Consider the following 19,790-nt stretch of genomic DNA (forward strand, 5'->3'; position numbering starts at 1 on the left):
TCATTGTCCCCCGAGCCGCGGATCAGGGATTGTCAGACCTGCCCCGTAAGGTCGTGGACGTCCCGCGAGTGCGGGGCCACCGAGTTCACCGGGTCGGAGGGGAGGTGCCGTGGCCGAGCTGCCGGGCGTCGCGCCGAGCGCCGCCGCCGTGTTCCTGCCCGCCGCGCTGCCGCGCGAGGGCCGCGTCGCGTTCTGGTCGCCCGAGGGCGGCGCGTTCCCCGGCGCCGACCAGGAGATCACCGTCGTTCGGCCGCACGGCACCGGCGTGCGCAGCCGCACCGTGCCCGCGCTCGTGCTGCCCGTCGTGGACGCGCTGCCGCTGCTCGTACGGGCCCGCCGCACCCGGGGCGCCCACCCCGCCACGGCCGCCTGGGGCGCCGCCGCCGCGCACGCCCTGCTGCTCGTCGCTCGCGGCCGGCTGCTGCCCGGCCTCACCGCCACCGACCACGACGCCTGGCGCGCGGGCCCGCTCGACGAGGACGACATCGCGCAGATCCGCGGTATCACCGCGGCCCTGCCGCCCGAGGGTACGCGACGCCGGTGCCGGGCCGCAGACCGCTGTGTCTGCCGCAGCCCGAGGCGCTGGTCCGCGCGTTCCTGGACGCGGTCGCCGACGCGCTGCCGCGCACCCCGGCCGCCGCCCACGCCGCGGGCGCCCCGTTCGCCGCCGCCGCGGCCCAGCACATCCCGCACGCCCGCCCGTGGGCCGTCGAGGCGGCGGCCGGTCTGGACGCGGGCGTGCGGATCTCGCTCCGGCTCGACCTGGCCCAGCACCAGCTGTTCGACGGCGGCGAGGAGAGCGGGTCCGCGGACGACCCGGGGCCCGGCGCGCCGGGGCCGCGGTCGTCCAGGTGCACAGCCTCGCCGACCCCACGCGCGTGGTCGACGCCGGCCGGCTGTGGGCGGGGAGGCCGACGACCACTTCGGGCCGCGCGCCCGGATCGACGCGGTGCTCGCGGTGCGCCGCGCCGTCGCCGCCTGGCCCCCGCTCGGCCGCCTCCTGGAGCAGGACGTGCCGGACGTCCTGGCGCTCGCCGAGAGCGAGCTGATCGACCTGCTCGGCCCCGGCGCGGCCCGGCTCGCCAAGGCCGGCGTCACCGTGCACTGGCCGCGCGAGCTGGCCCGCTCGCTCACCGCGACCGCCGTCGTACGGGCACAGGCCGCGCCCGGCTCGGCCACCGACGGCACGACGTTCTTCGACAGCGAGGAGCTGCTGAAGTTCAACTGGCAGCTGGCACTCGACGGCGACCCGCTGACCGAGCGCGAGATGGACGTCCTCGCCGAGTCGCACCGCGCGGTGGTCCGGCTGCGCGACCAGTGGGTCGTCGTCGACCCCGACCTCGTGCGCAAGGCCCGCAAGCGGGAGCTGGGGCTGCTGGAGCCCGTCGACGCGCTGGCCGTCGCCCTCACCGGGGAGGCCGAGGTGGACGGCGAGCGGGTCGCCGCCGTGCCCACCGGACGCCTCGCCGAGCTGCGCGACCGCCTCACCCGCGGCATCGACACCGTCGAGCAGCCCGCGGGCCTGCGCGCGACGCTGCGCGACTACCAACTGCGCGGCCTGGCCTGGCTGGACCTCATGACCTCCCTCGGCCTCGGCGGCTGCCTCGCCGACGACATGGGCCTCGGCAAGACCGTCACCCTCATCGCCCTGCACCTGCGCCGCGACCGGCCCGCCCCCACCCTCGTCGTCTGCCCGGCCTCGCTGCTCGGCAACTGGCAGCGGGAGATCGAGCGGTTCGCGCCCGGTGTCCCGGTGCGCCGCTTCCACGGCGCCGACCGCACCCTGGAGGACGCGGGCGCCGGTTTCGTCCTGACCACGTACGGCACGCTGCGCACCCGCGCCGCCGAGCTCGCGGGGCACACCTGGGGCATGGTCGTCGCCGACGAGGCGCAGCACGTGAAGAACCCCAACTCCGCGACGGCGAAGGCCCTGCGCACGATCGACGCCCCCGCGCGCGTGGCGCTCACCGGCACACCCGTGGAGAACAACCTGTCCGAGCTGTGGGCCCTGCTCGACTGGACGACCCCCGGACTCCTCGGCCCCCTCAAGGCGTTCCGCGCCCGGTACGCGCGCGCGGTCGAGGGCGAGGTCCCCCTCCAGGGACAGGGCGGGGTCAACCCGGAGGCGATCGAGCGGCTCTCCCGGCTCGTGCGGCCCTTCATCCTGCGCCGCAAGAAGTCCGACCCCGGCATCGTGCCCGAGCTGCCGCCCAAGACCGAGTCCGACCACCCCGTGCCCCTCACCCGCGAACAGGCGTCGCTGTACGAGGCCGTGGTGCGCGAGTCGATGGCGCAGATCGAGGCGGCGGAGGGCATCGGGCGGCGCGGCCTCATCATGAAGCTGCTCACCTCCCTCAAGCAGATCTGCAACCACCCGGCGCAGTACCTGAAGGAGGGCGAGCAGACCCGCCCCCGGCTGCTCGGCCGCTCCGGCAAGCTCGCCCTCCTGGACGAGCTCCTCGACACCATCGTCGCCGAGTTCTACGAGGGAGCGGAACCGCCCTCGACGGACGGCGGCGCGCGACGGGCGGGCGGATCGGCGGGTTCGGTCCTCGTCTTCACCCAGTACGTGTCCATGGCCAAGCTCCTCTCCACCCACCTGGACACCCGCTCCGTCCCGCACCTCCTGCTGCACGGCGGCACCCCGGTCGCCGAGCGCGAGCGCATGGTCGACCGCTTCCAGTCCGGTGAGGTCCCCGTGTTCCTGCTGTCCCTGAAGGCGGCCGGCACCGGTCTCAACCTCACGCGAGCGGGCCACGTCGTGCACTTCGACCGCTGGTGGAACCCGGCGGTCGAGGAGCAGGCCACCGACCGCGCGTACCGCATCGGCCAGACCCAGCCCGTCCAGGTGCACCGGCTCATCACCGAGGGCACCGTCGAGGACCGCATCGCCGAACTGCTCGCCACCAAGCGGGCGTTGGCCGACGCGGTGCTCGGCTCCGGTGAGGCCGCGCTCACCGAGCTCTCCGACCGCGACCTGTCCGACCTGGTGGCGCTGCGCAGGGAGGCGACCCGATGAGCGGCTCTCAGCGAAGGCCCCACATCCCCGGCCGCGCCGGGTCGGGGGAGCAGGCGCGGGCCCGGCACCTCGACACCCGCCGCACGTTTCCGCCGCTGCCGCCGCGCGCCGAGCCGGGCGGCACCTTCGCCCTGACCTGGTGGGGGAACGCGTGGGTGGACGCCCTGGAGGACACCGCCCTCGACCCGGCCCGCCTCGCGCGCGGCCGGGCCTACGCGGACCGCGGCCATGTCGACGCGATCACCGTCACCCCGGGCCGTGCCGTCGCCTACGTCCACGGCTCCCGGCCCCGCCCCTACCGGGCCGAACTGCGGCTGCGCCCCCTGTCGGACGGCGACTGGGACCGCTTCCTGGAGCTGGCGGCGGCCCGCCCCGAGCACATGGCGGCGCTGCTCGACAAGGATGTGCCGCACGCGCTCGCCGCCGCCGTCGACCTGCTGCCCGTGGTCGACGACCTCGTCCCCGAGTGCAGCTGCCCGGACCGCGCCGAGCCCTGCAAGCACGCGGCGGCGCTCTGCTACCAGACGGCGCGGCTCATCGACGAGGACCCGTTCCTCCTGTTCCTGCTGCGCGGCCGCGGCGAGCAGGAGCTGCTCGCGGACCTGACCCGGCGCAACGCGACGCACGCGGCGGCCGAGCGGACCGAGGCGGCGGGCCCCGCCCTGGACACGGTGCCCGCGCGCGAGGCCTTCGCGTCGACGAACCGACTGCCGTATCCGCCGCCGGAGTTCCCGGCCCCCGAGCACCCCGAGCGCCCGCCGTCGTACCCGCAGGCACCCGGCGCCCCCGATCCGCTCGCCCTCGACCTCCTGGCGACGGAGGCGGCGGCCCGCGCCCATACCCTGCTGACCACGGGGGCCGACCCGATCGCGGGCCTCACCCCTGGCAGGACGCGGTCCGCCTCGCCGCGGCGCACCCCGGCTCCGGGCTCACCGCGGCGACCCGCGCCCTGTACGCCTCGCTGTCCCGCGGGACCGGGCGCACCCCCGGCGACCTCGCCCGCGCGGTCGCGGCCTGGAGACAAGGCAGCGGAGCGACGTCCCCGGAAGGGCGCTGGGAGGCGAGAGGCGGGTGCCAGGGCGGACTCGACGGCCTCTCGGTCCTGGAGGAGGAGTGGGACCCGCCGGCCGGACCCTTCGACCGCGCCCGCCCGTCCCTGATCGCCGCGGGCTTTCCCGAGTTCCGCCCCCGTCGCAACCACCTGTCCACCGCGGCGTTCCAACTCCGTCTTGGCCGCGACGGGTTGTGGTACGGCTACGAGTCGGACCCGGGCCGCGACGACTGGTGGCCGCGTGGCGACCCGAGCCCCGACCCGGTGGCGGCCCTCGACTCGCTCCTGGACAGCCCCGAGTTCGGCTAGGGCCCGTCAGGGGGTCTTCCGGCCTCCGGTCGGGGCCCTGCCAGGGGGCCTAGCGCACGGTCGGTGCGACCGCCGCCACGAAGGCGTTCAGGGCGTCCTTCGCGCGCCGGGACCGCTCGTCGCGGTCGGTCTCGTCGGTGGCCTCGTGCAGGCAGTGCGTCAACTCGAAGGCATGGTCGGCGAGGTGGCGCAGCCGCGGGTCGTCGCAGACCAGCTGGACCCGGACCAGCGCGGCACGGGCCGTGATGCGTGCCTCGTACGAGGCGAAGCGGGATGCCTCGGCCACGGCGTCCGGGGCGTTCTCGTGGGCCCGGAACCACCGGTCGTTCTGCCCGCGCCGGTAGTCGTGCACGGCACCGGCGAACGCGCTGTAGCTGGAGATCCGCTCCTGGCGCAGCTGTTCGGCGCGGGCCAGTTCCGCGCCGCGCACCGTCGCACGGCCCTGGAAGTAGTGCGTGACGACCGAGCCGAGGAGCGTGCCGAGTACGGCTATGAGGGCGGCGTCCACCGGTCAGCCCTTCGGCGTGAGCGACATGCCACGCCCGGCGAAGTAGTCCGCGAACCGGGTCACCGGCAGATCCGCCGTGCGGGTCGCCGCGTCCGTGCCCGACGGGTTGTGGAAGTGGAACCCCGCGCCGTCCGGCGTGCGGGCCGTGACGAGCACCAGGTGCCCGCCCTTCCGCTCGGGCGCCGGATCGTGCGGGCGGCGGATCGCGTAGTGGACGGAGGCGATGACGACCCGGCCCGCGTCGAGCAGCGCGCCGGTCTCCTCGACCGTGAGCTCACGGTGCACCTGGGCGTCGACGCCGTGCGCCTCCCGCACGTACTCGACCGCGGGGGCGTAGATCATGCCGTGGATCTCGCCCTCGGCGTCCACCGTGTACGCGCCGAACTTCAGCGCGCCGTCGCGGAGTTCGAACAGCGAGGGCGCCTCGGCCCCGGATCCGCCGAGGGCCATCCGCAGACAGGTCGCGCCGCACAGGTGCCCGCACCAGCGGGCGTAGTCCTCGACCGTCGCCGCGCCGGACTCCTGCCACGCCGGGTCCTGCGCCCGGTCGAACTCGCCCGCCACGATCGCCCCGACCAGCTCGGCCGAGGCGAACTGCGTATGACTGGGAAAGGTGCAGCTGGTGCAGGCGGTGCGGGTCGAGCTGGACGTCACGGATGCTCCCGGTGCGGCGCCGACGGTCGGTCGGTCACTGACGATAGCCGCTCAGGAAGCGGCCGATCCGGCTGATCGCGGCGTCCAGGTCGTCGGCGTGCGGGAGTGTGAGGATGCGGAAGTGGTCGGGGCGCGGCCAGTTGAAGCCGGTGCCCTGCACGACCTGGATCTTCTCGCGCAGCAGCAGGTCGAGGACGAACTTCTCGTCGTCGACGATCTTGTGCACGGCCGGGTCGATGCGCGGGAAGGCGTACAGCGCGCCCTTCGGTTTCACACAGCTGACGCCCGGGATCTCGTTCAGCTTCTCCCACGCCTTGTCGCGCTGCTCGTGCAACCGCCCGCCGGGCGCGGTGAGTTCATGGATGGACTGGCGGCCGCCGAGCGCGGCCTGGATGGCGTACTGGGCGGGGGCGTTGGCGCACAGCCGCATGGAGGCCAGCATCGTGAGCCCCTCCAGGTAGTTCCTGGCGTGCTGTCGCGGGCCCGTGACCACCAGCCAGCCGGAGCGGAACCCGGCGACCCGGTACGTCTTCGACAGGCCGCAGAACGTGAGGACGACCAGGTCGGGAGCGAGGGCGGCGGCGCTGTGGTGGACGGCGTCGTCGTACAGGATCTGGTCGTAGATCTCGTCGGCGAGCACCATCAGGCCGTGCCGTCGGGCGAGGTCGAGGATGCCCTCGACGATCTCCTTCGGGTAGACGGCGCCTGTCGGGTTGTTCGGGTTGATGATGACGACGGCCTTCGTCCGGTCCGTGATCTTGGCCTCCATGTCGGCCAGATCCGGGTTCCAGTCGGCCTGTTCGTCGCACATGTAGTGGACGGCCCGGCCGCCGGCGAGCGTGGTGACGGCCGTCCACAGCGGGAAGTCCGGTGCGGGGATGAGGACTTCGTCCCCGTCCTCCAGGAGCGCCTGGACGGCCATGGTGATCAGCTCGGAGACGCCGTTGCCGAGGAACACGTCGTCGACGCCCACCTCCAGGCCGAGGCTCTGGTAGCGCTGGGCGACGGCGCGGCGGGCGGAGAGGACGCCGCGCGAGTCCGTGTAGCCGTGCGCCTGGGGAAGCATCCGGATCATGTCCTGGACGATCTCCTCCGGCGCCTCGAAGCCGAACAGGGCCGGGTTGCCGGTGTTCAGGCGCAGCACACTGTGGCCGGCCTCCTCGAGCGCGTTCGCATGCTCGATCACCGGGCCGCGGATCTCGTAGCAGACCTCGCTCAGCTTGCTCGACTGCCGGAACTCCATGTGCGTTCCTCCTTGCTGGGGTACTTGGTTTTACCAAGCGGGAGCTTGGAAAGTCCAACAAGTTGCATAGACTGCGAGCCATGCCACGCCGAAGCTACGACCAGTACTGCGCCGCCGCCCGCGCCCTCGACCTCGTCGGGGACCGCTGGACGCTCCTGATCGTGCGCGAACTCCTCGCCGGTCCGCGCCGCTACACCGACCTGCACGCCGATCTGCCCGGCGTCAGCACGGACATGCTGGCCACGCGCCTGAAGGACATGGAACGCGACGGGCTCGCCGTGCGGCGGCGGCTGCCCGCGCCCGCTTCGGCGTACGTGTATGAACTCACCCCGCGCGGACGCGCGTTGCTGCCCGTCTTGCAGGCGCTGGGGGAGTGGGGCGCGCCCGAGCTGGCCGAGCGGCGGCCGACGGACGCGGTCCGGGCGCACTGGATGGCGTTGCCGGTGCTCCGCGAGCTGGAGCGCGGTGGCGTGACCGGCGTCGTCGAGGTGCGGGTCGACGAAGGGGTGTTCCACGTCCGAGTGGGCGGCGGCGAACCGGTCTACGGGGACGGGGAGTTCGCGGGGGAGCCGGACGCGCGGCTCGACCTCCGCGAAGGCGCGGACACCGCGAACCTCTCCGGTGTCGCGAATCCCGCCGGTGCCGTGAACCTCTCCGGTATCGCGAACTTCTCCGGTGTCGCGAACCTCGCCGGCATCTCGAATCCCTCCGGCGCTTCCAGCCCCTCCGGCGATTGAGGAGCGGGGCCGGGGCGGAGCCCCGAGGCTTCATGCCGGAAGGGCCGAGGGACGAGACGCGGGTGCGCCGTCGCCGTGGTCGCTCGCGCGGTTCCCCGCGCGCCCGACGGGGCGCACCCGCGGCCCTGTCAGACCCGCGCGGGCCTGCCCGCGCCGCGCGTCAGGGCGTAACCGCCGATCCCCGCCAGCGCCGCCAGCACGGCACCCGCCCCGGTCCACAGCCAGCGGCTCGTCCACCAGCCCGACGACCAGTCGTGGTCATCGGACGCCGTGGTGGCGGTCAGCGGCGTCGACAGCGAACCGTCGACCGCCGCCGCGCCGCCGATCTCCTTCGAGGTCGCCTCCGCGGACGCGGACACCGGCAGCCCCAGGTCCGCGTCGTCCAGCGAGGTCACCGTCAGCCGGACGTAGTACGTGCCGGGCAGCGGATCGTCGGCCCACGGCTCCGACCAGGCCCGCACCGTACGCAGCGTGCACGCCAGGTCGACCCGGGCCGCGTCCGCCGCCACCGTGCGCGCCTGCGTCCCGTACTGGCACGACTGGCGGCGCCGCAGGCCGTCGTACACGTCGATTCGCCAGGTCTGCGCGCCGTGCCGGGCCTGCGCCTCGGGCAGGTCGACGCTCGCCCGCACGGTCGGCCGCTGCCCGGAGTCGGCCGGGAACGACCAGTACAGGTAGTCGCCGGTCGAGGCGCTCGCCGTCGCCTTCTGCCCCTGCTCGAACGCCGCCGCCGTACGGAACGACGTCCCTGCCTCGGTCGGCGCCTTCGGCTCGTCGTCACCGGCGGCGGCCGCGACCGGCCCCGCGGCCGAGAGCAGCACGCCGAGACCCAGCAGAGCACCCGTCAGAAATCTTGTACGTCGCATCAGTTGGTCCTCCATACGGCGATGCGCCAGCGCGAGATCCAGCCCCACAGGACACCCGCGAGGAAGCCGACCACGACCAGCGCGGCCAGCAGCCACCAGCCGTGCCCGAGCCCGAAGGACGCCACGTCGGACGCGCTGTCGGGACCGTCGACGACGTCGACCGTCAGCTCGACCGGCAGGCCGGGCGTCGTCTTCACGGACGCGGCGGCGGAGTAGGAGTTCGAGACCTGGAGACACACGGACTCCGCCTGCGACGCACCCGAGTCGGAGTCGTCGTCGAGCTCGGGCTTCGGATAGCGCAGGCCCGTCGAGATCACGTCCGTGCGCCCGTCGCCGGATTCCTGACCGCGCACGATCTCCCGGCCGTGCGTGGTGACCGCGCGCAGCAGCACGCCGTAGTCCCGGTTCACGGCGCGGTCGGCCGCGACGCTCACCGAGGCGCGCAGCTCCTTGCCGGGCTCGACGTCCACCCGGTAGAAGCGGTGCTCGCCGAACTTCTCGCGGTCCGTGAACAGGCCGGGCTTGAGCTGCGGCGCGTCGGCGCACTGCGCGGCGCCGTCCACCGCGACCGGCGTGACCACCGGATCGGCCGCGCGGTCCACCAACTGGCCGACACGGTCGGTCAGTTCGTCCTTGTGACGCACCGAGGTGTACGTGCCGCCGGTGGCGTCGGCGATGCAGGAGAGCTGTTCGCGGGTCTTGGCGTCGGCGACCAGGCCCAGCGTGTCGATGGTGAGGCCGATGCCCTTCGCGGAGATCTCGCGGGCCACCTCGCACGGGTCGAGCGGCTGACAGGTGTCCTCGCCGTCGCTGATGAGGACCATGCGCTTGGTGCCGTCGCCGGAGCCCAGGTCGTCGGCCGCCTTCAGCAGCGCGGGACCGATGGGCGTCCAGCCGGTGGGCTGAAGCGTGGCCACGGCCGTCTTCGCCTCGGTGCGGTCCAGCGGGCCCACGGGGTAGAGCTGCGCGGTGTCCTTGCAGCCCGTCTTGCGGTCGTCGCCGTGGTAGTTGGCGCCGAGGGTCCTGATGCCGAGCTCGACGTCCTCGGGCGTCGCGTCGAGGACCTCGTTGAACGCCTGCTTCGCGGCGGCCATCCGGGAGCCGCCGTCGATGTCGCGGGCGCGCATGGAACCGCTGACGTCCAGGACGAGCTCCACCTTGGGGGCGGGTCCGTCCGTCTCGTCCGCGTACGCCTGGGCGGGGGACAGTCCGCCCAGGGCCAGGGTGGCCAGCAGGGCGCAGGTGCCCGCCGCCAGCCGTTGTCTTGTGATCATCGGCGGATCCTATGGATCAAGGCGCGGCTGTGCCAAAACGGCGGCCGGCACCGAAGGGCCGTCAGTCGCCCGGACGGGCAAGGGACTTGGGCGCCCGGGGCGCGCACCGCGAGGCGGGAGCGGACCGGCCGGGCGCTCGGCCTGCCGCCGCGCGGCACCCGCTGATCTACAGTGGCGGAGTGCTGCGCGAAGTGACTGCTGTCCGTTATGTGAACCCGCTGCGCACCGGAGGCTCGGTCCCCGGTGTGGTGGAGGCGGACGACCTGGGCACGTACGTGCTGAAGTTCACCGGCTCCGCGCAGGGTGTGAAGGCGCTGGTCGCGGAGATCGTCGTCGGGGAGCTCGCCCGCCGCCTCGGCCTGCGCTTCCCGGAACTGGTGCTCGCCCACTTCGACCCGGCTGTCGCCGTCGACGAACCGCACCAGGAGGTCCAGGACCTGCTGCACGCCAGCGCCGGGCTCAACCTAGGGATGGACTTCCTGCCGGGCGCGGTCGACTTCACGCCGGACATCGCCGAGTCGTTCCCTCTCGACCCGCTCGAAGCGGGCCGGATCGTCTGGCTCGACGCGCTCACCGTCAACGTCGACCGCACGGTGCACAGCTCGAACCTGATGGTCTGGCCGACCTTCGGCACCGCGCCGCCCCGGCTCTGGCTCATCGACCACGGCGCGGCCCTCGTCTTCCACCACCGGTGGGAGGGGGCCGAGCCCGCCAAGGCGTACGACTTCAAGCACCACGCGCTGGGCGGCTACGGCCCCGACACGCGCGCGGCCGACGCCGAGCTCGCGCCGAAGGTCACCGAGGAACTCCTGCGCGAGGTCGTCGCGCTCGTCCCGGACGCCTGGCTCACCGACTTCGCGACGCCGGACGAGGCGCGGGACGCGTACGTGGCGTATCTCCTGGCCCGCGCCCGTGCGTCGGCCGCCTGGCTCCCGACGGACTTCCCGTCCCGGGACGAGCTGGCGGCGGCGGACGCCCGGCGCGCGGCCGCCATGGAGAAGGGTCGCCCCGCATGGCTGAAGCGGGTGCCCGATCTCCACGGCAAGCCGGGCGCCGAACAGGACTGGTCCGTCCACCTGGGGTGAGCTGAGCGCGCCTGCCGAGCGAGTACGACGAGGTCCGCGCTCGCACGAGAAGGTCCCCCGGCGCTGTGCGATGCCGGGGGACCTTGGTGGGCGTCGGTCAGCCGAGCTGCTCGTACGCCGGCAGCGTCAGGAAGTCCGCGTAGTCCGCGTCCAGGGAGACCTGGAGCAGCAGGTCGTGGGCCTGCTGCCACGTGCCCGCCGCGAAGGCGTCCTCGCCGATCTCGGCCTTGATGTTCGCCAGCTCCTCCGCCGCGACCTTGCGCGCCAGCTCGGCCGTCGCGGTCTCGCCGTTCTCGAAGACGACACCGGCGTTGATCCACTGCCAGATCTGCGAGCGCGAGATCTCGGCCGTGGCCGCGTCCTCCATGAGGTTGAAGATGGCGACGGCGCCCAGGCCGCGCAGCCAGGCCTCGATGTAGCGGATGCCGACCTGGACGGCGTTGACCAGACCGTCGTACGTGGGCTTGGCGTCGAGGGAGTCGATGGCGATGAGGTCACCGGCGGCCACCGAGACGTCCTCGCGCAGGCGGTCCTTCTGGTTCGGCTTCGCGCCGAGGACCTTGTCGAAGGACTCCATGGCGATCGGCACCAGGTCCGGGTGCGCGACCCAGGAACCGTCGAAGCCGTCGCCCGCCTCGCGGTCCTTGTCGGCGCGGACCTTCTCGAAGGCGACCTTGTTGACCTCGGCGTCCTTGCGGGACGGGATGAAGGCCGCCATGCCGCCGATCGCGTGCGCGCCGCGCTTGTGGCAGGTGCGGACGAGCAGCTCGGTGTACGCCCGCATGAACGGGGCCGTCATCGTGACCAGGTTGCGGTCCGGCAGGACGAACTTCTGGCCGCCGTCACGGAAGTTCTTGACGATGGAGAAGAGGTAGTCCCAGCGCCCGGCGTTCAGGCCGCTGGCGTGGTCGCGCAGTTCGTAGAGGATCTCCTCCATCTCGTACGCGGCCGTGATCGTCTCGATCAGGACGGTGGCGCGGACGGTGCCCTGCGGGATGCCCACGTAGTCCTGCGCGAACACGAAGATGTCGTTCCAGAGGCGGGCCTCCAGGTACGACTCCGTCTTCGGGAGGTAGAAGTACGGGCCCTTGCCGAGCTCGATGAGGCGCTGGGCGTTGTGGAAGAAGTAGAGGCCGAAGTCGACCAGCGCGCCGGGGACGGCCTTGCCGTCGGCGTCCACGAGGTGGCGCTCGTTCAGGTGCCAGCCGCGCGGGCGCATCACGACGGTGGCGAGCTCGCTCGCGTCCTTGAGCGCGTACGACTTGCCGGTGCGCTCGTCGGTGAAGTCGATCGAGCGGTGGTAGGCGGCGGTCAGGTTCAGCTGACCGCCGATCACGTTCTCCCAGGTCGGGGCCGAGGCGTCCTCGAAGTCGGCGAGCCAGACCTTGGCGCCCGAGTTCAGGGCGTTGATGGTCATCTTGCGGTCGGTGGGGCCGGTGATCTCGACCCGGCGGTCGTTCAGAGCGGCCGGGGCCTCGGCGACCTTCCACGAGTCGTCGGCGCGGATCGCGGCGGTCTCGGGGCGGAAGTCGAGCGTGGAGGTGCGGGCGATCTCGGCGCGGCGCTCGGCGCGGCGGGCGAGCAGCTCGTCACGCCGGGGCGTGAACAGCCGGTGCAGCTCGGCCACGAAGGCGAGGGCCGCATCGGTGAGCACCTCGTCCTGGCGGGGCAGGGGCGCGGCGTCGACGATGGCCAGCGGGGACGGCGCTGGTGCGGACATGAGGCTGTCACTTCCTTCAGCGAACGGGTGGCGGCCGCGGCACGGGGTGCCGGGGCGTCCGGGTACGGCTGCTGGCCCCGCCAACGGGGACCGGCCCTTCTGATCAGTGGATACTAGTTTCCTCATTGTGGAAGTTCAATGGTTTGTTGATGTCGAGATTCTCCGGTTCGACAGAACGTGGCGCTGGGTGCCACGCCCTTCACCGAAGGTGTCCGAGGTCCGCTTCGGTGTCGATGTCGTACGCCTCGGCGACATCCCCGCACTCCACGAGCTCGACCGCGTCCGTGTGCTCCTTGAGATAGGCGCGCGCCCCCCGGTCCCCGGCCGCGCTCGCCGCGATCCCCGCCCAGTGGTCGCGCCCGAACAGCACCGGATGCCCGCGCTCCCCGTCGTACGCGGCCGCCACCAGGGACGCGGGCGAGCGGTACGCCTCCCGTACGCGGACGATCGCCTCGGCGCCGATGCCCGGCTGGTCGACGAGGAGCACCAGGGCGGCCCGCGCGTCGGTCCGCGCGAGCGAGTCGAGCCCCGCCCGCAGCGACGACCCCATGCCGTGTGCCCAGTCCGTGTTCTCCACCACGGCGCATCCCTCCAGAGAGGCCCGCTCCCGTACGTCGCCTGCCGCCGCTCCGAGTACCACGTGCACCGGACCGCATCCCCCCGCGCGCAGCATCCGTACCGCGTGCTCCACGAGGAGGCCGCCCCGATGGGGCAGCAGCGCCTTCGGCCGGCCTCCCAGGCGGCGTCCGCCACCGGCGGCGAGCAGCAGGCCCGCGACCCCGTTCGTCCCTGTCGTCGTCATGACCCCTGCATACCGCACCGGGGGGCACCCGGGATTTAAGTTGCCCTACGCAACGGACTGGCGCCGAACGGTGGTCGTGGCGTTAACTGGGCGCCCACAAACCCCGGTTGGGCGATTGACCACCGCCCGGCACGGGGTCGTACGGCAGACGCACAACGACGTGCGAGGGGGAGAGCTGTGTTGCGGAGCGTGGAGCAGAGGCTTGTGACGGGCAGCGACGAGGATCCACGGGTGACGGAGTTGCGCACCGCTGTGTCCCGGCTGCGCCGCGAACTCGCCGCCCACCCGGCCGAGTTCCCGGACCGGGGCATCGCCGAGGACGAACTCGCGGCGCTCGACGCCATGGCGAGCGGCGGCGTGCCCGAGGTGCCGAGGCTGCGGCGCTCGCTGCTGCTGGTCGCGGGGGCGATCGGCTCGGTGAGCGCGCTGGCTACGGGACTGGCGCAGGTGCGGGGCGCCGTCGAACTGTTCGGAGGGCCGCAGCCCGGACGGGAGTGAGACGACCGGGCGCGGCCGCCGGTCAGGGGCAGGGCGGGCTCCGCGCCACCCGGTCGCGAGGCGGGCTCCGCGCCACCCGGCTGAGCAGCGGGGCCCGAGGCGCCCCGCCGAAGAGGCGCTACGCCACCCAGTGCGGCCGCCCCGGCGCGTCGCCCGTCGCGCCCAGCCCGGCGTCGAGGGCCGCCGCGACCCGGCGCACCGCCTCCTCGGCGACATCCGTCGACTGGGTGTACGGCCAGCGCAGCCGGTGCTCGAACGTCCCCGGGTCCGCGCCGAACCGTGACCCGCCCTCGATCCGCACCCCGTGCCGCAGCGCGGCGGCGGCCAGCGCCGAGGCGAGCGGGCGGCCCAGGTCGATCCAGAGGGACAGGCCGCCGGGCGGCAACGCCCAGCGCCAGTCGGGGAATTCACGCCCGAGCGTGTCCGCCAGATGATCGCGCTGCTCGCGCAGGAGCGGGAGCCTGCGGCGCAGGATGTCCTCCTCGCGCGCCACGAGCCGCCCCGCCACCAGCTGGTCGAGGACCGAGCCCGACATGTCCGCCATGACCCGCAGCGTCGTCAGCTCGGTGATCAGCCGGGTGCCCGCCCGCACCCAGCCGACCCGCAGCCCGCTCCAGTGCCCCTTGCTCAACGAGCCGACGGTGACGATCTGTTCACCTCCGCCGTGCGGGGCGAGCGAGGCGAACGGCGGCGGCGTCGGCGTGTCGAGGGCGATGTCGGAGACCGTCTCGTCGACGACGAGCCAGGTGCCGGTGGCGCGCGCCTCGGCGATGAGCCGGCGCCGCTGCTCCTGCGGCATCAGCCGGCCCGTCGGATTCTGGAAGTCCGGGATGAGATAGGCGAGCCGGGGCGCCGACTGCCGCAGCGTGGCACAGAACAGATCCATGTCCCAGCCGTCCTCGGTCACCGGCACGGGCGCGGTGCGCAGCCCCAACTGCCGTATGACGGAAAGGGCGTTGGCGTACGACGGGTTCTCCACGACGATCCGGTCGCCGGGGCGGCCCAGCAGGGTGAGCGTCAGCGACACGGCCTGCTGCGCACCGGTCGTGATGAGGATCTGCTCGGGCAGCGTCGGCAGTCCGCGCCGCGTGTACCGCTCGGCGATCGCCGCGCGCAGCTCCTCCAGGCCGAACGGGTGATAGCCGGGCGTCGCCGCGTGCCGTGCCACGTCCGGGGCCGCGTCGGCGTACGCGGCCGACAGCTCCTCCCGCAGCGCGCCCGGCGCCGCGATCGCCAGGTCGATCACGCCGTCACCGGCGGCGGGCGTCGCCACGACGGTGGGCCGCACGCCCTCCGGCAGCTCGGTCCACGTGCCCGCGCCCCGGCGGCTGTGCGCGTACCCGCTCTCCCGCAGCAGGTCGTACGCCGAGGTGACGGTGGCCCGGCTCACCCCGAGCGCCGCCGCGAACTCGCGCTCGGCGGGCAGCCGCACACGCAGCGCGATCCGCCCGTCGAGCAGCAGCGTCCGCACGCCCTGCGCCAGGGCGCGATAGCCGGGCCGCGCCCCGGCGACCCCGGTCACGAGGTCGGCGAGCCGCCGGCTGCCGAGCCCCTGGCCCATGCCGCTCCTGCCGTCCATGCTGCGGACCACTGCGTCTGACGCCATGCCACATCTCCGATATTGGCCCTGCTGTCCAGGCCAATCAGCGCACAGACTCGGACACGGCCGACGAGAAAGTGGCCTGGGTGGGTACGAGGAGGCACGGCATGTACGCCGACAGGAGTGGGTTCAGCGACCGGGACGAGCGCACGCTGCAACGCCGCGCGGAGAGCGGGGACGGGGCGCGGCCGTGGGGTGCGCGCCGCCGCCGGACCCCGGGCCGACGGCCGTGCCGGACCGTGGCGGCCGGGTCGTGGTCGGCGTCAGCGGTTCCCCGGCGAGCACCGCCGCGCTGCGCGTCGCGGTGGCCGAGGCCCGGCACCGCGGACTGCCGCTCGTCGCGGTGGCGGCCTGGGAGCCGCCCGAGGGCGAGAGCCTCTACGCGCGCTCGCCCGACCGGGCGTGGGCCCGGCAGTGGTTCGAGGCGGCCCGCGACCTGCTGACGGGAACGTTCGAGGAGACGCTCGGCGGGGTGCCCGCCGACCTCGACGTGATCCTCCGGGTGGTCCGGGCACGCCCCGGTCCCGCGCTCCTGTCCTTCGCCGGGCGCCCGGACGACCTGCTGGTCATCGGCGTACGCCCCGGGCCCGCCGCGGCGCGGTCCAGCGCTTCGTGCGACGGCACGCGGTGTGCCCGGTGCTGACCGTGCCGGTGCGCGGGGTGGCCCGCTCGGAGCTGCGCGCCCTGCGCCGCGTCCGGGCGGCGGACTTCGTCGCGTAGAACCTGACGAGGAGATTACGGACGCATCAGGCCGCGGGAGGTGGCCGCGGCCACCGCCGACGTGCGCGAGTCGACGCCCAGCTTGGCGTAGACGTGCACCAGATGGGACTTCACCGTGGCCTGGCTCAGGAACAGCTCACGGGCGATGTCCGCGTTCGACAGGCCGTCCCGGACGAGCTGGAGGACCTCAAGCTCGCGGCGGCTGAGCGCCTCCGCGGGCGCCCGCATCCGGTCCATCAGGCGCAGCGCGACCGCGGGGGCGAGCGCGGACCGGCCGGAGGCGGCCGTGCGGACGGCCGCCGCCAGCTCCTCCGGCGGCGCGTCCTTGAGGAGATAGCCCGCGGCGCCCGCCTCCACCGCGGCGAGGATGTCCGCGTCGGTGTCGTACGTGGTCAGGACGAGGACGCGCGGCCCCTCGGGCAGCGCGGCGATGAGCGCCGTGGCCTGCGACCCGTGCATGCCCGCGCCGAACTGAAGGTCCATGAGGACGACGTCGACCCCTCCGGCACCGGCGAGTTCGACCGCCCGCTCCGCCGACGGCGCCTCCGCGACGATCTCGAAGTCCGGTTCGGCGGCGAGGACGGCGCGCAGACCGGCCCGTACGACGGGATGGTCGTCGGCGAGCAGCAGCCGGATCACGCGGCACCCCCGGCGGGCAGCGGCAGCGTGACCGCCACCGCCGTGCCGCGGCCCGGCGCCGACTCGACGGCGAACGTGCCGCCGAGCTCCCGTACCCGCGAGCGCATCGCGGGCAGTCCGAAGCCGCCGTCGCCGGACACCGCGCGGGCGGGGTCGAAGCCGCGGCCGTCGTCCACCACGTCCAGGGTCACCGAGGTCTCCATGAAGCTGAGAGTGATCTCCACGCGGCCCGCGTCCGCGTGCCGCAGCGTGTTGCCGAGCGCCGACTGGGCGATCCGCAGCAGCGCCACCTCGTACGGGGTGGGCAGCGGGAGCGGGGTGCCGCTCGACGAGAAACGGGCGGTCGGGCCGGGCGCCGTGGCGCACAGCCGCTCCAGCGCCGCCGCCAGCGAGCCCTGCGCCAGGTCCGGCGGGGTGAGGGCGCGCACGAAGCGGCGGGCCTCGGCGAGGTTGTCCTGCGCGGTGGCCCTGGCCTGCTCGATGTGCGCGGCGGCCGGTGAGCCCGCGGGCAGCTCCCGCTGGACCGCGCGGAGCAGCAACTGGATCGAGGACAGGCCCTGCGCGAGGGTGTCGTGGATCTCGCGGGCGAGCCGCTCCCGCTCGGCGAGCGTGCCGGCGGCGCGCTCGGCGTCCGCGAGTTCGGCCCGGGTGGCGATCAGCTCGTCGATGAGCTGCCGCCGCCGCTCGCTCTCCCGGTACAGCGCCTGATAGCCGAGCACGGTCGCCACGGCGACGGCCGCGCCGAGCAGCGGCCCTATGAACGCGCCCGGATTGACCGCGCCGTCATGGCCGACGTACGAGGCGATGGCCGCGCCCGCGGCGACCGCCACGGCGGGGACGCCCCAGCGCGCGGGCAGCAGGTGCAGCAGCAGGAAGTACAGCGGGAACGCCAGCCACAGACCGTCCGGCGACAGCACGAGCAGCACCGCCCACACCGCGCCCAGCGCGGCCAGCCAGCAGGCGGCGCCGGCCCGCGAGACGCGGACGGCGGGCAGCAGCGGCCCCACCGCGTAGACGACGCCGAGCAGGACGGCCACGCCCACCACCGCGCCCGCCGGTTCCGCCGACCGCCCGGATGCGGCACGGGCGACGACCAGCGCGAGCAGTCCCGCCATCAGCAGATGCAGGCACAGGCGCAGGACGCGCAGGACGGGGGTGAGTGAACGTGGATCCATACCGTTCACCAGCGTACGGACCGGACCGCCGGGGCCGGTCAACCGAAAGGTTGAAAGGGACGTCCACCCTTCGATTCGGGTGAAGCGTGCTGTGGCGCGATGCCCCGGCGGGCCCCCGGGCAGCAGGGTGGGGGCCATGTTCGTCGCATGGAGAGATCTACGGTTCGCCAGGGGCAGGTTCGCCCTGATGGGGACGGTGATCGTACTGATCACGCTGCTGGTGGGGCTGCTGTCGGGGCTGACCGCCGGGCTGGCGCGGGACAACACGTCCGCGCTGACCGGGCTGCCCGCCGACCACCTCGCCTTCGCCCGTCCCGCCGACGGCCAGTCGGTGTCCTTCACCGGCTCGGCCGTCACGCCGGAGCAGTGGCGGGAGCTGGCCGGGCGACCGGGCGTCGACAGCGCCGAGCCGCTCGGCATCGGCACCGTCAACGCCGTGGCCGGTGACCAGACCGCCGCGGTCTCCGCGTTCGGGGTGCGGCCCGGCTCCGGGATCGCGCCGGACGCGACGCGGCCCGGCACCGTCGTGCTGTCGCAGAAGGCGGCGGACGAACTGGGCGCCTCGCCCGGGGACGAGGTCGACCTCGGCGGCGGTGATCCGCTCACCGTCTCCGCCGTCTCGGGCGACGCCTCCTACAGCCACACCCCCGTCGTCTGGACCGACCTCGGCGACTGGCAGTCCGTGACCGGCTCGGACGGCGCCACGGTCGTCGCTCTGCGGACCGGCTCCGGCGCCGATCTGTCCGCCGCCGACCGGGCCGCGGGCACGGACACCACGACGATCGACGGCGCCCTGTCCGCCATAGGGTCCTACCAGGCGGAGAACGGCTCGCTCCAGCTGATGCGCGGCTTCCTGTTCGTCATCTCGGCGATGGTCATAGGAGCCTTCTTCACCGTCTGGACGATCCAGCGCAGCGGCGACATCGCCGTCCTCAAGGCGCTCGGATCGTCCACCGGACATCTGCTCAGGGACGCGCTCGGCCAGGCCGCCGCGATGCTCGTCGGCGGAACGGTCCTCGGGACCGGCCTCGCCGCGCTCGTCGGTGCGTTCGTGCCGGACAGCGTGCCCTTCGTGATGGAGCCGCTGACCACGATCGGCCCGGCCGTCGTGATGACCGCCCTCGGCCTGCTCGGCGCCGCCCTGTCCATCCGGCGGATCACCGCCGTCGACCCCCTGATCGCGCTCGGGAGCGCCCGATGACCCTGCTGCTCGACGACATCACCCTGACCTACCCCGACGGCGACGGGCGGCTCACCGCCCTCGACCGGGTGAGTCTCGACGTCTCCGCCGGGAGCCTGACGGCCGTCGTCGGGCCGTCCGGATCGGGCAAGTCGAGCCTGCTCGCGGTCGCGGCGACGCTCGTGACGCCGGACAGCGGGCGGGTGGTCGTCGACGGGGCCGAGGCCAGGACGCTGAGCCGGTCCGACGCGGCCCGGCTGCGCCGCCGCGCCATCGGCATCGTCTTCCAGCAGCCGAATCTGCTGCCGTCGCTCACCGCCCTGGAGCAACTCCAGGTGATGGCGCACCTGGACGGCCGCCGCCCGCGCGAAGTCCTTTCGGCGGCCGAGGAGTTGCTGGACGCGGTGGGTCTGGCCGCCCAGGCGCACCGGCGGCCGCACCAGCTCTCCGGCGGTCAGCGCCAGCGCGTCAACATCGCGCGGGCCCTGATGAACGCTCCACGGGTGCTCCTCGTCGACGAGCCGACCAGCGCGCTCGATCACGAACGGGGCGCCGCCGTCCTGGAACTGCTGGGCGCACTGACGCGGGAGCGCGGGACGGCGACGGTGCTCGTGACGCACGACCGGGGGGCCCTGGGGGTCGCCGACCGGGTCGTGGAGATGGTGGACGGCCGTCTGACGGAGGCCGGAGTGCCGACCGGGCCGTGACGG

The 19,790-nt window shown here is 73.9% G+C and carries 16 protein-coding genes and 2 pseudogenes; 8 read left to right on the forward strand and 10 right to left on the reverse strand.

Annotated elements, in window-relative coordinates; all coding sequences use genetic code 11:
* Positions 1–109 precede the first annotated feature (109 nt).
* Both V2W30_RS31855 and V2W30_RS31860 read left to right on the forward strand, forming a co-directional pair.
* Positions 110–3,019, forward strand: a pseudogene (locus V2W30_RS31855) (DEAD/DEAH box helicase).
* Positions 3,016–4,379 (forward strand): annotated as a pseudogene (locus V2W30_RS31860) (SWIM zinc finger family protein). Before V2W30_RS31855 ends, V2W30_RS31860 begins: the two co-directional pseudogenes overlap by 4 nt.
* A 49-nt stretch (positions 4,380–4,428) precedes the next feature.
* On the opposite strand, the gene V2W30_RS31865 reads toward V2W30_RS31860, so the two are convergent.
* From V2W30_RS31865 to V2W30_RS31875, 3 genes are read right to left on the reverse strand one after another with little or no spacing between them, the layout of a single operon-like run.
* Positions 4,429–4,887 carry a hypothetical protein gene (locus V2W30_RS31865; RefSeq protein ID WP_338701955.1) on the reverse strand — a complete coding sequence of 153 codons (459 nt, stop codon included), beginning with the start codon at positions 4,885–4,887 and terminating at the stop codon, positions 4,429–4,431.
* A gap of 3 nt (positions 4,888–4,890) precedes the next feature.
* Positions 4,891–5,541: a C39 family peptidase gene (locus tag V2W30_RS31870; protein WP_338701956.1), complete on the reverse strand. Its 651-nt coding sequence runs from the start codon at positions 5,539–5,541 to the stop codon at positions 4,891–4,893.
* Positions 5,542–5,575: 34 nt separating this feature from the next.
* Entirely contained in the window at positions 5,576–6,784 is a 1,209-nt protein-coding gene (locus tag V2W30_RS31875; RefSeq protein WP_338701957.1) for a pyridoxal phosphate-dependent aminotransferase, read from the reverse strand.
* 80 nt (positions 6,785–6,864) lie between these two features.
* On the opposite strand from V2W30_RS31875, the gene V2W30_RS31880 reads away from it, so the two are divergent.
* Positions 6,865–7,521 (forward strand): helix-turn-helix domain-containing protein, encoded by a 657-nt coding sequence (locus tag V2W30_RS31880; RefSeq protein ID WP_338701958.1) that lies wholly within the window; start codon positions 6,865–6,867, stop codon positions 7,519–7,521.
* 128 nt (positions 7,522–7,649) lie between these two features.
* Here the strand turns inward: V2W30_RS31880 and V2W30_RS31885 are convergent, their stop codons facing one another.
* Both V2W30_RS31885 and V2W30_RS31890 read right to left on the reverse strand, forming a co-directional pair.
* Positions 7,650–8,387: a hypothetical protein gene (locus tag V2W30_RS31885; protein ID WP_338701959.1), complete on the reverse strand. Its 738-nt coding sequence runs from the start codon at positions 8,385–8,387 to the stop codon at positions 7,650–7,652.
* Positions 8,387–9,661, reverse strand: coding sequence for a VWA domain-containing protein (locus V2W30_RS31890; protein ID WP_338701960.1), 1,275 nt, complete (start codon positions 9,659–9,661; stop codon positions 8,387–8,389). Before V2W30_RS31890 ends, V2W30_RS31885 begins: the two co-directional genes overlap by 1 nt.
* Before the next feature lie 179 nt (positions 9,662–9,840).
* Between V2W30_RS31890 and V2W30_RS31895 the strand changes: the two genes are divergently transcribed.
* Complete coding sequence (locus V2W30_RS31895; RefSeq protein ID WP_338701961.1) at positions 9,841–10,746, forward strand: HipA family kinase; 906 nt, start codon at positions 9,841–9,843, stop codon at positions 10,744–10,746.
* A 97-nt stretch (positions 10,747–10,843) separates the two neighbouring features.
* On the opposite strand, the gene aceB is transcribed toward V2W30_RS31895, so the two are convergent.
* Positions 10,844–12,466: a malate synthase A gene (gene aceB, locus V2W30_RS31900; protein WP_338701962.1), complete on the reverse strand. Its 1,623-nt coding sequence runs from the start codon at positions 12,464–12,466 to the stop codon at positions 10,844–10,846.
* 199 nt (positions 12,467–12,665) lie between these two features.
* A complete protein-coding gene (locus tag V2W30_RS31905; RefSeq protein WP_338701963.1) occupies positions 12,666–13,268 on the reverse strand; it encodes a nucleotidyltransferase family protein in 603 nt (200 codons plus the stop codon).
* A gap of 177 nt (positions 13,269–13,445) precedes the next feature.
* Between V2W30_RS31905 and V2W30_RS31910 the strand changes: the two genes are divergently transcribed.
* On the forward strand, positions 13,446–13,766 hold the full coding sequence (locus tag V2W30_RS31910) for a DUF5955 family protein (RefSeq protein WP_338701964.1): 321 nt from the start codon (positions 13,446–13,448) through the stop codon (positions 13,764–13,766).
* Between the two features lie 118 nt (positions 13,767–13,884).
* Here V2W30_RS31910 and V2W30_RS31915 read toward each other — a convergent pair whose 3' ends face one another.
* Positions 13,885–15,372, reverse strand: coding sequence for a PLP-dependent aminotransferase family protein (locus V2W30_RS31915; protein WP_338701965.1), 1,488 nt, complete (start codon positions 15,370–15,372; stop codon positions 13,885–13,887).
* Between the two features lie 184 nt (positions 15,373–15,556).
* Between V2W30_RS31915 and V2W30_RS31920 the strand changes: the two genes are divergently transcribed.
* The gene (locus V2W30_RS31920) at positions 15,557–16,009 is read left to right on the forward strand and encodes a universal stress protein (RefSeq protein WP_338701966.1); all 453 of its coding nucleotides are present in this window, start codon (positions 15,557–15,559) and stop codon (positions 16,007–16,009) included.
* 92 nt (positions 16,010–16,101) lie between these two features.
* On the opposite strand, the gene V2W30_RS31925 is transcribed toward V2W30_RS31920, so the two are convergent.
* The gene (locus tag V2W30_RS31925) at positions 16,102–16,725 is read right to left on the reverse strand and encodes a response regulator transcription factor (protein ID WP_338701967.1); all 624 of its coding nucleotides are present in this window, start codon (positions 16,723–16,725) and stop codon (positions 16,102–16,104) included.
* A complete protein-coding gene (locus V2W30_RS31930; protein WP_338701968.1) occupies positions 16,722–17,900 on the reverse strand; it encodes a sensor histidine kinase in 1,179 nt (392 codons plus the stop codon). Before V2W30_RS31930 ends, V2W30_RS31925 begins: the two co-directional genes overlap by 4 nt.
* Before the next feature lie 136 nt (positions 17,901–18,036).
* On the opposite strand from V2W30_RS31930, the gene V2W30_RS31935 reads away from it, so the two are divergent.
* The gene (locus V2W30_RS31935; protein WP_338701969.1) at positions 18,037–19,101 is read left to right on the forward strand and encodes an ABC transporter permease; all 1,065 of its coding nucleotides are present in this window, start codon (positions 18,037–18,039) and stop codon (positions 19,099–19,101) included.
* On the forward strand, positions 19,098–19,787 hold the full coding sequence (locus V2W30_RS31940; RefSeq protein WP_338701970.1) for an ABC transporter ATP-binding protein: 690 nt from the start codon (positions 19,098–19,100) through the stop codon (positions 19,785–19,787). Before V2W30_RS31935 ends, V2W30_RS31940 begins: the two co-directional genes overlap by 4 nt.
* Positions 19,788–19,790 lie beyond the last annotated feature (3 nt).

Origin of the sequence: Streptomyces sp. Q6 (assembly GCF_036967205.1) — a bacterium.
Classification (GTDB): Bacteria; Actinomycetota; Actinomycetes; order Streptomycetales; family Streptomycetaceae; genus Streptomyces; species Streptomyces citrinus.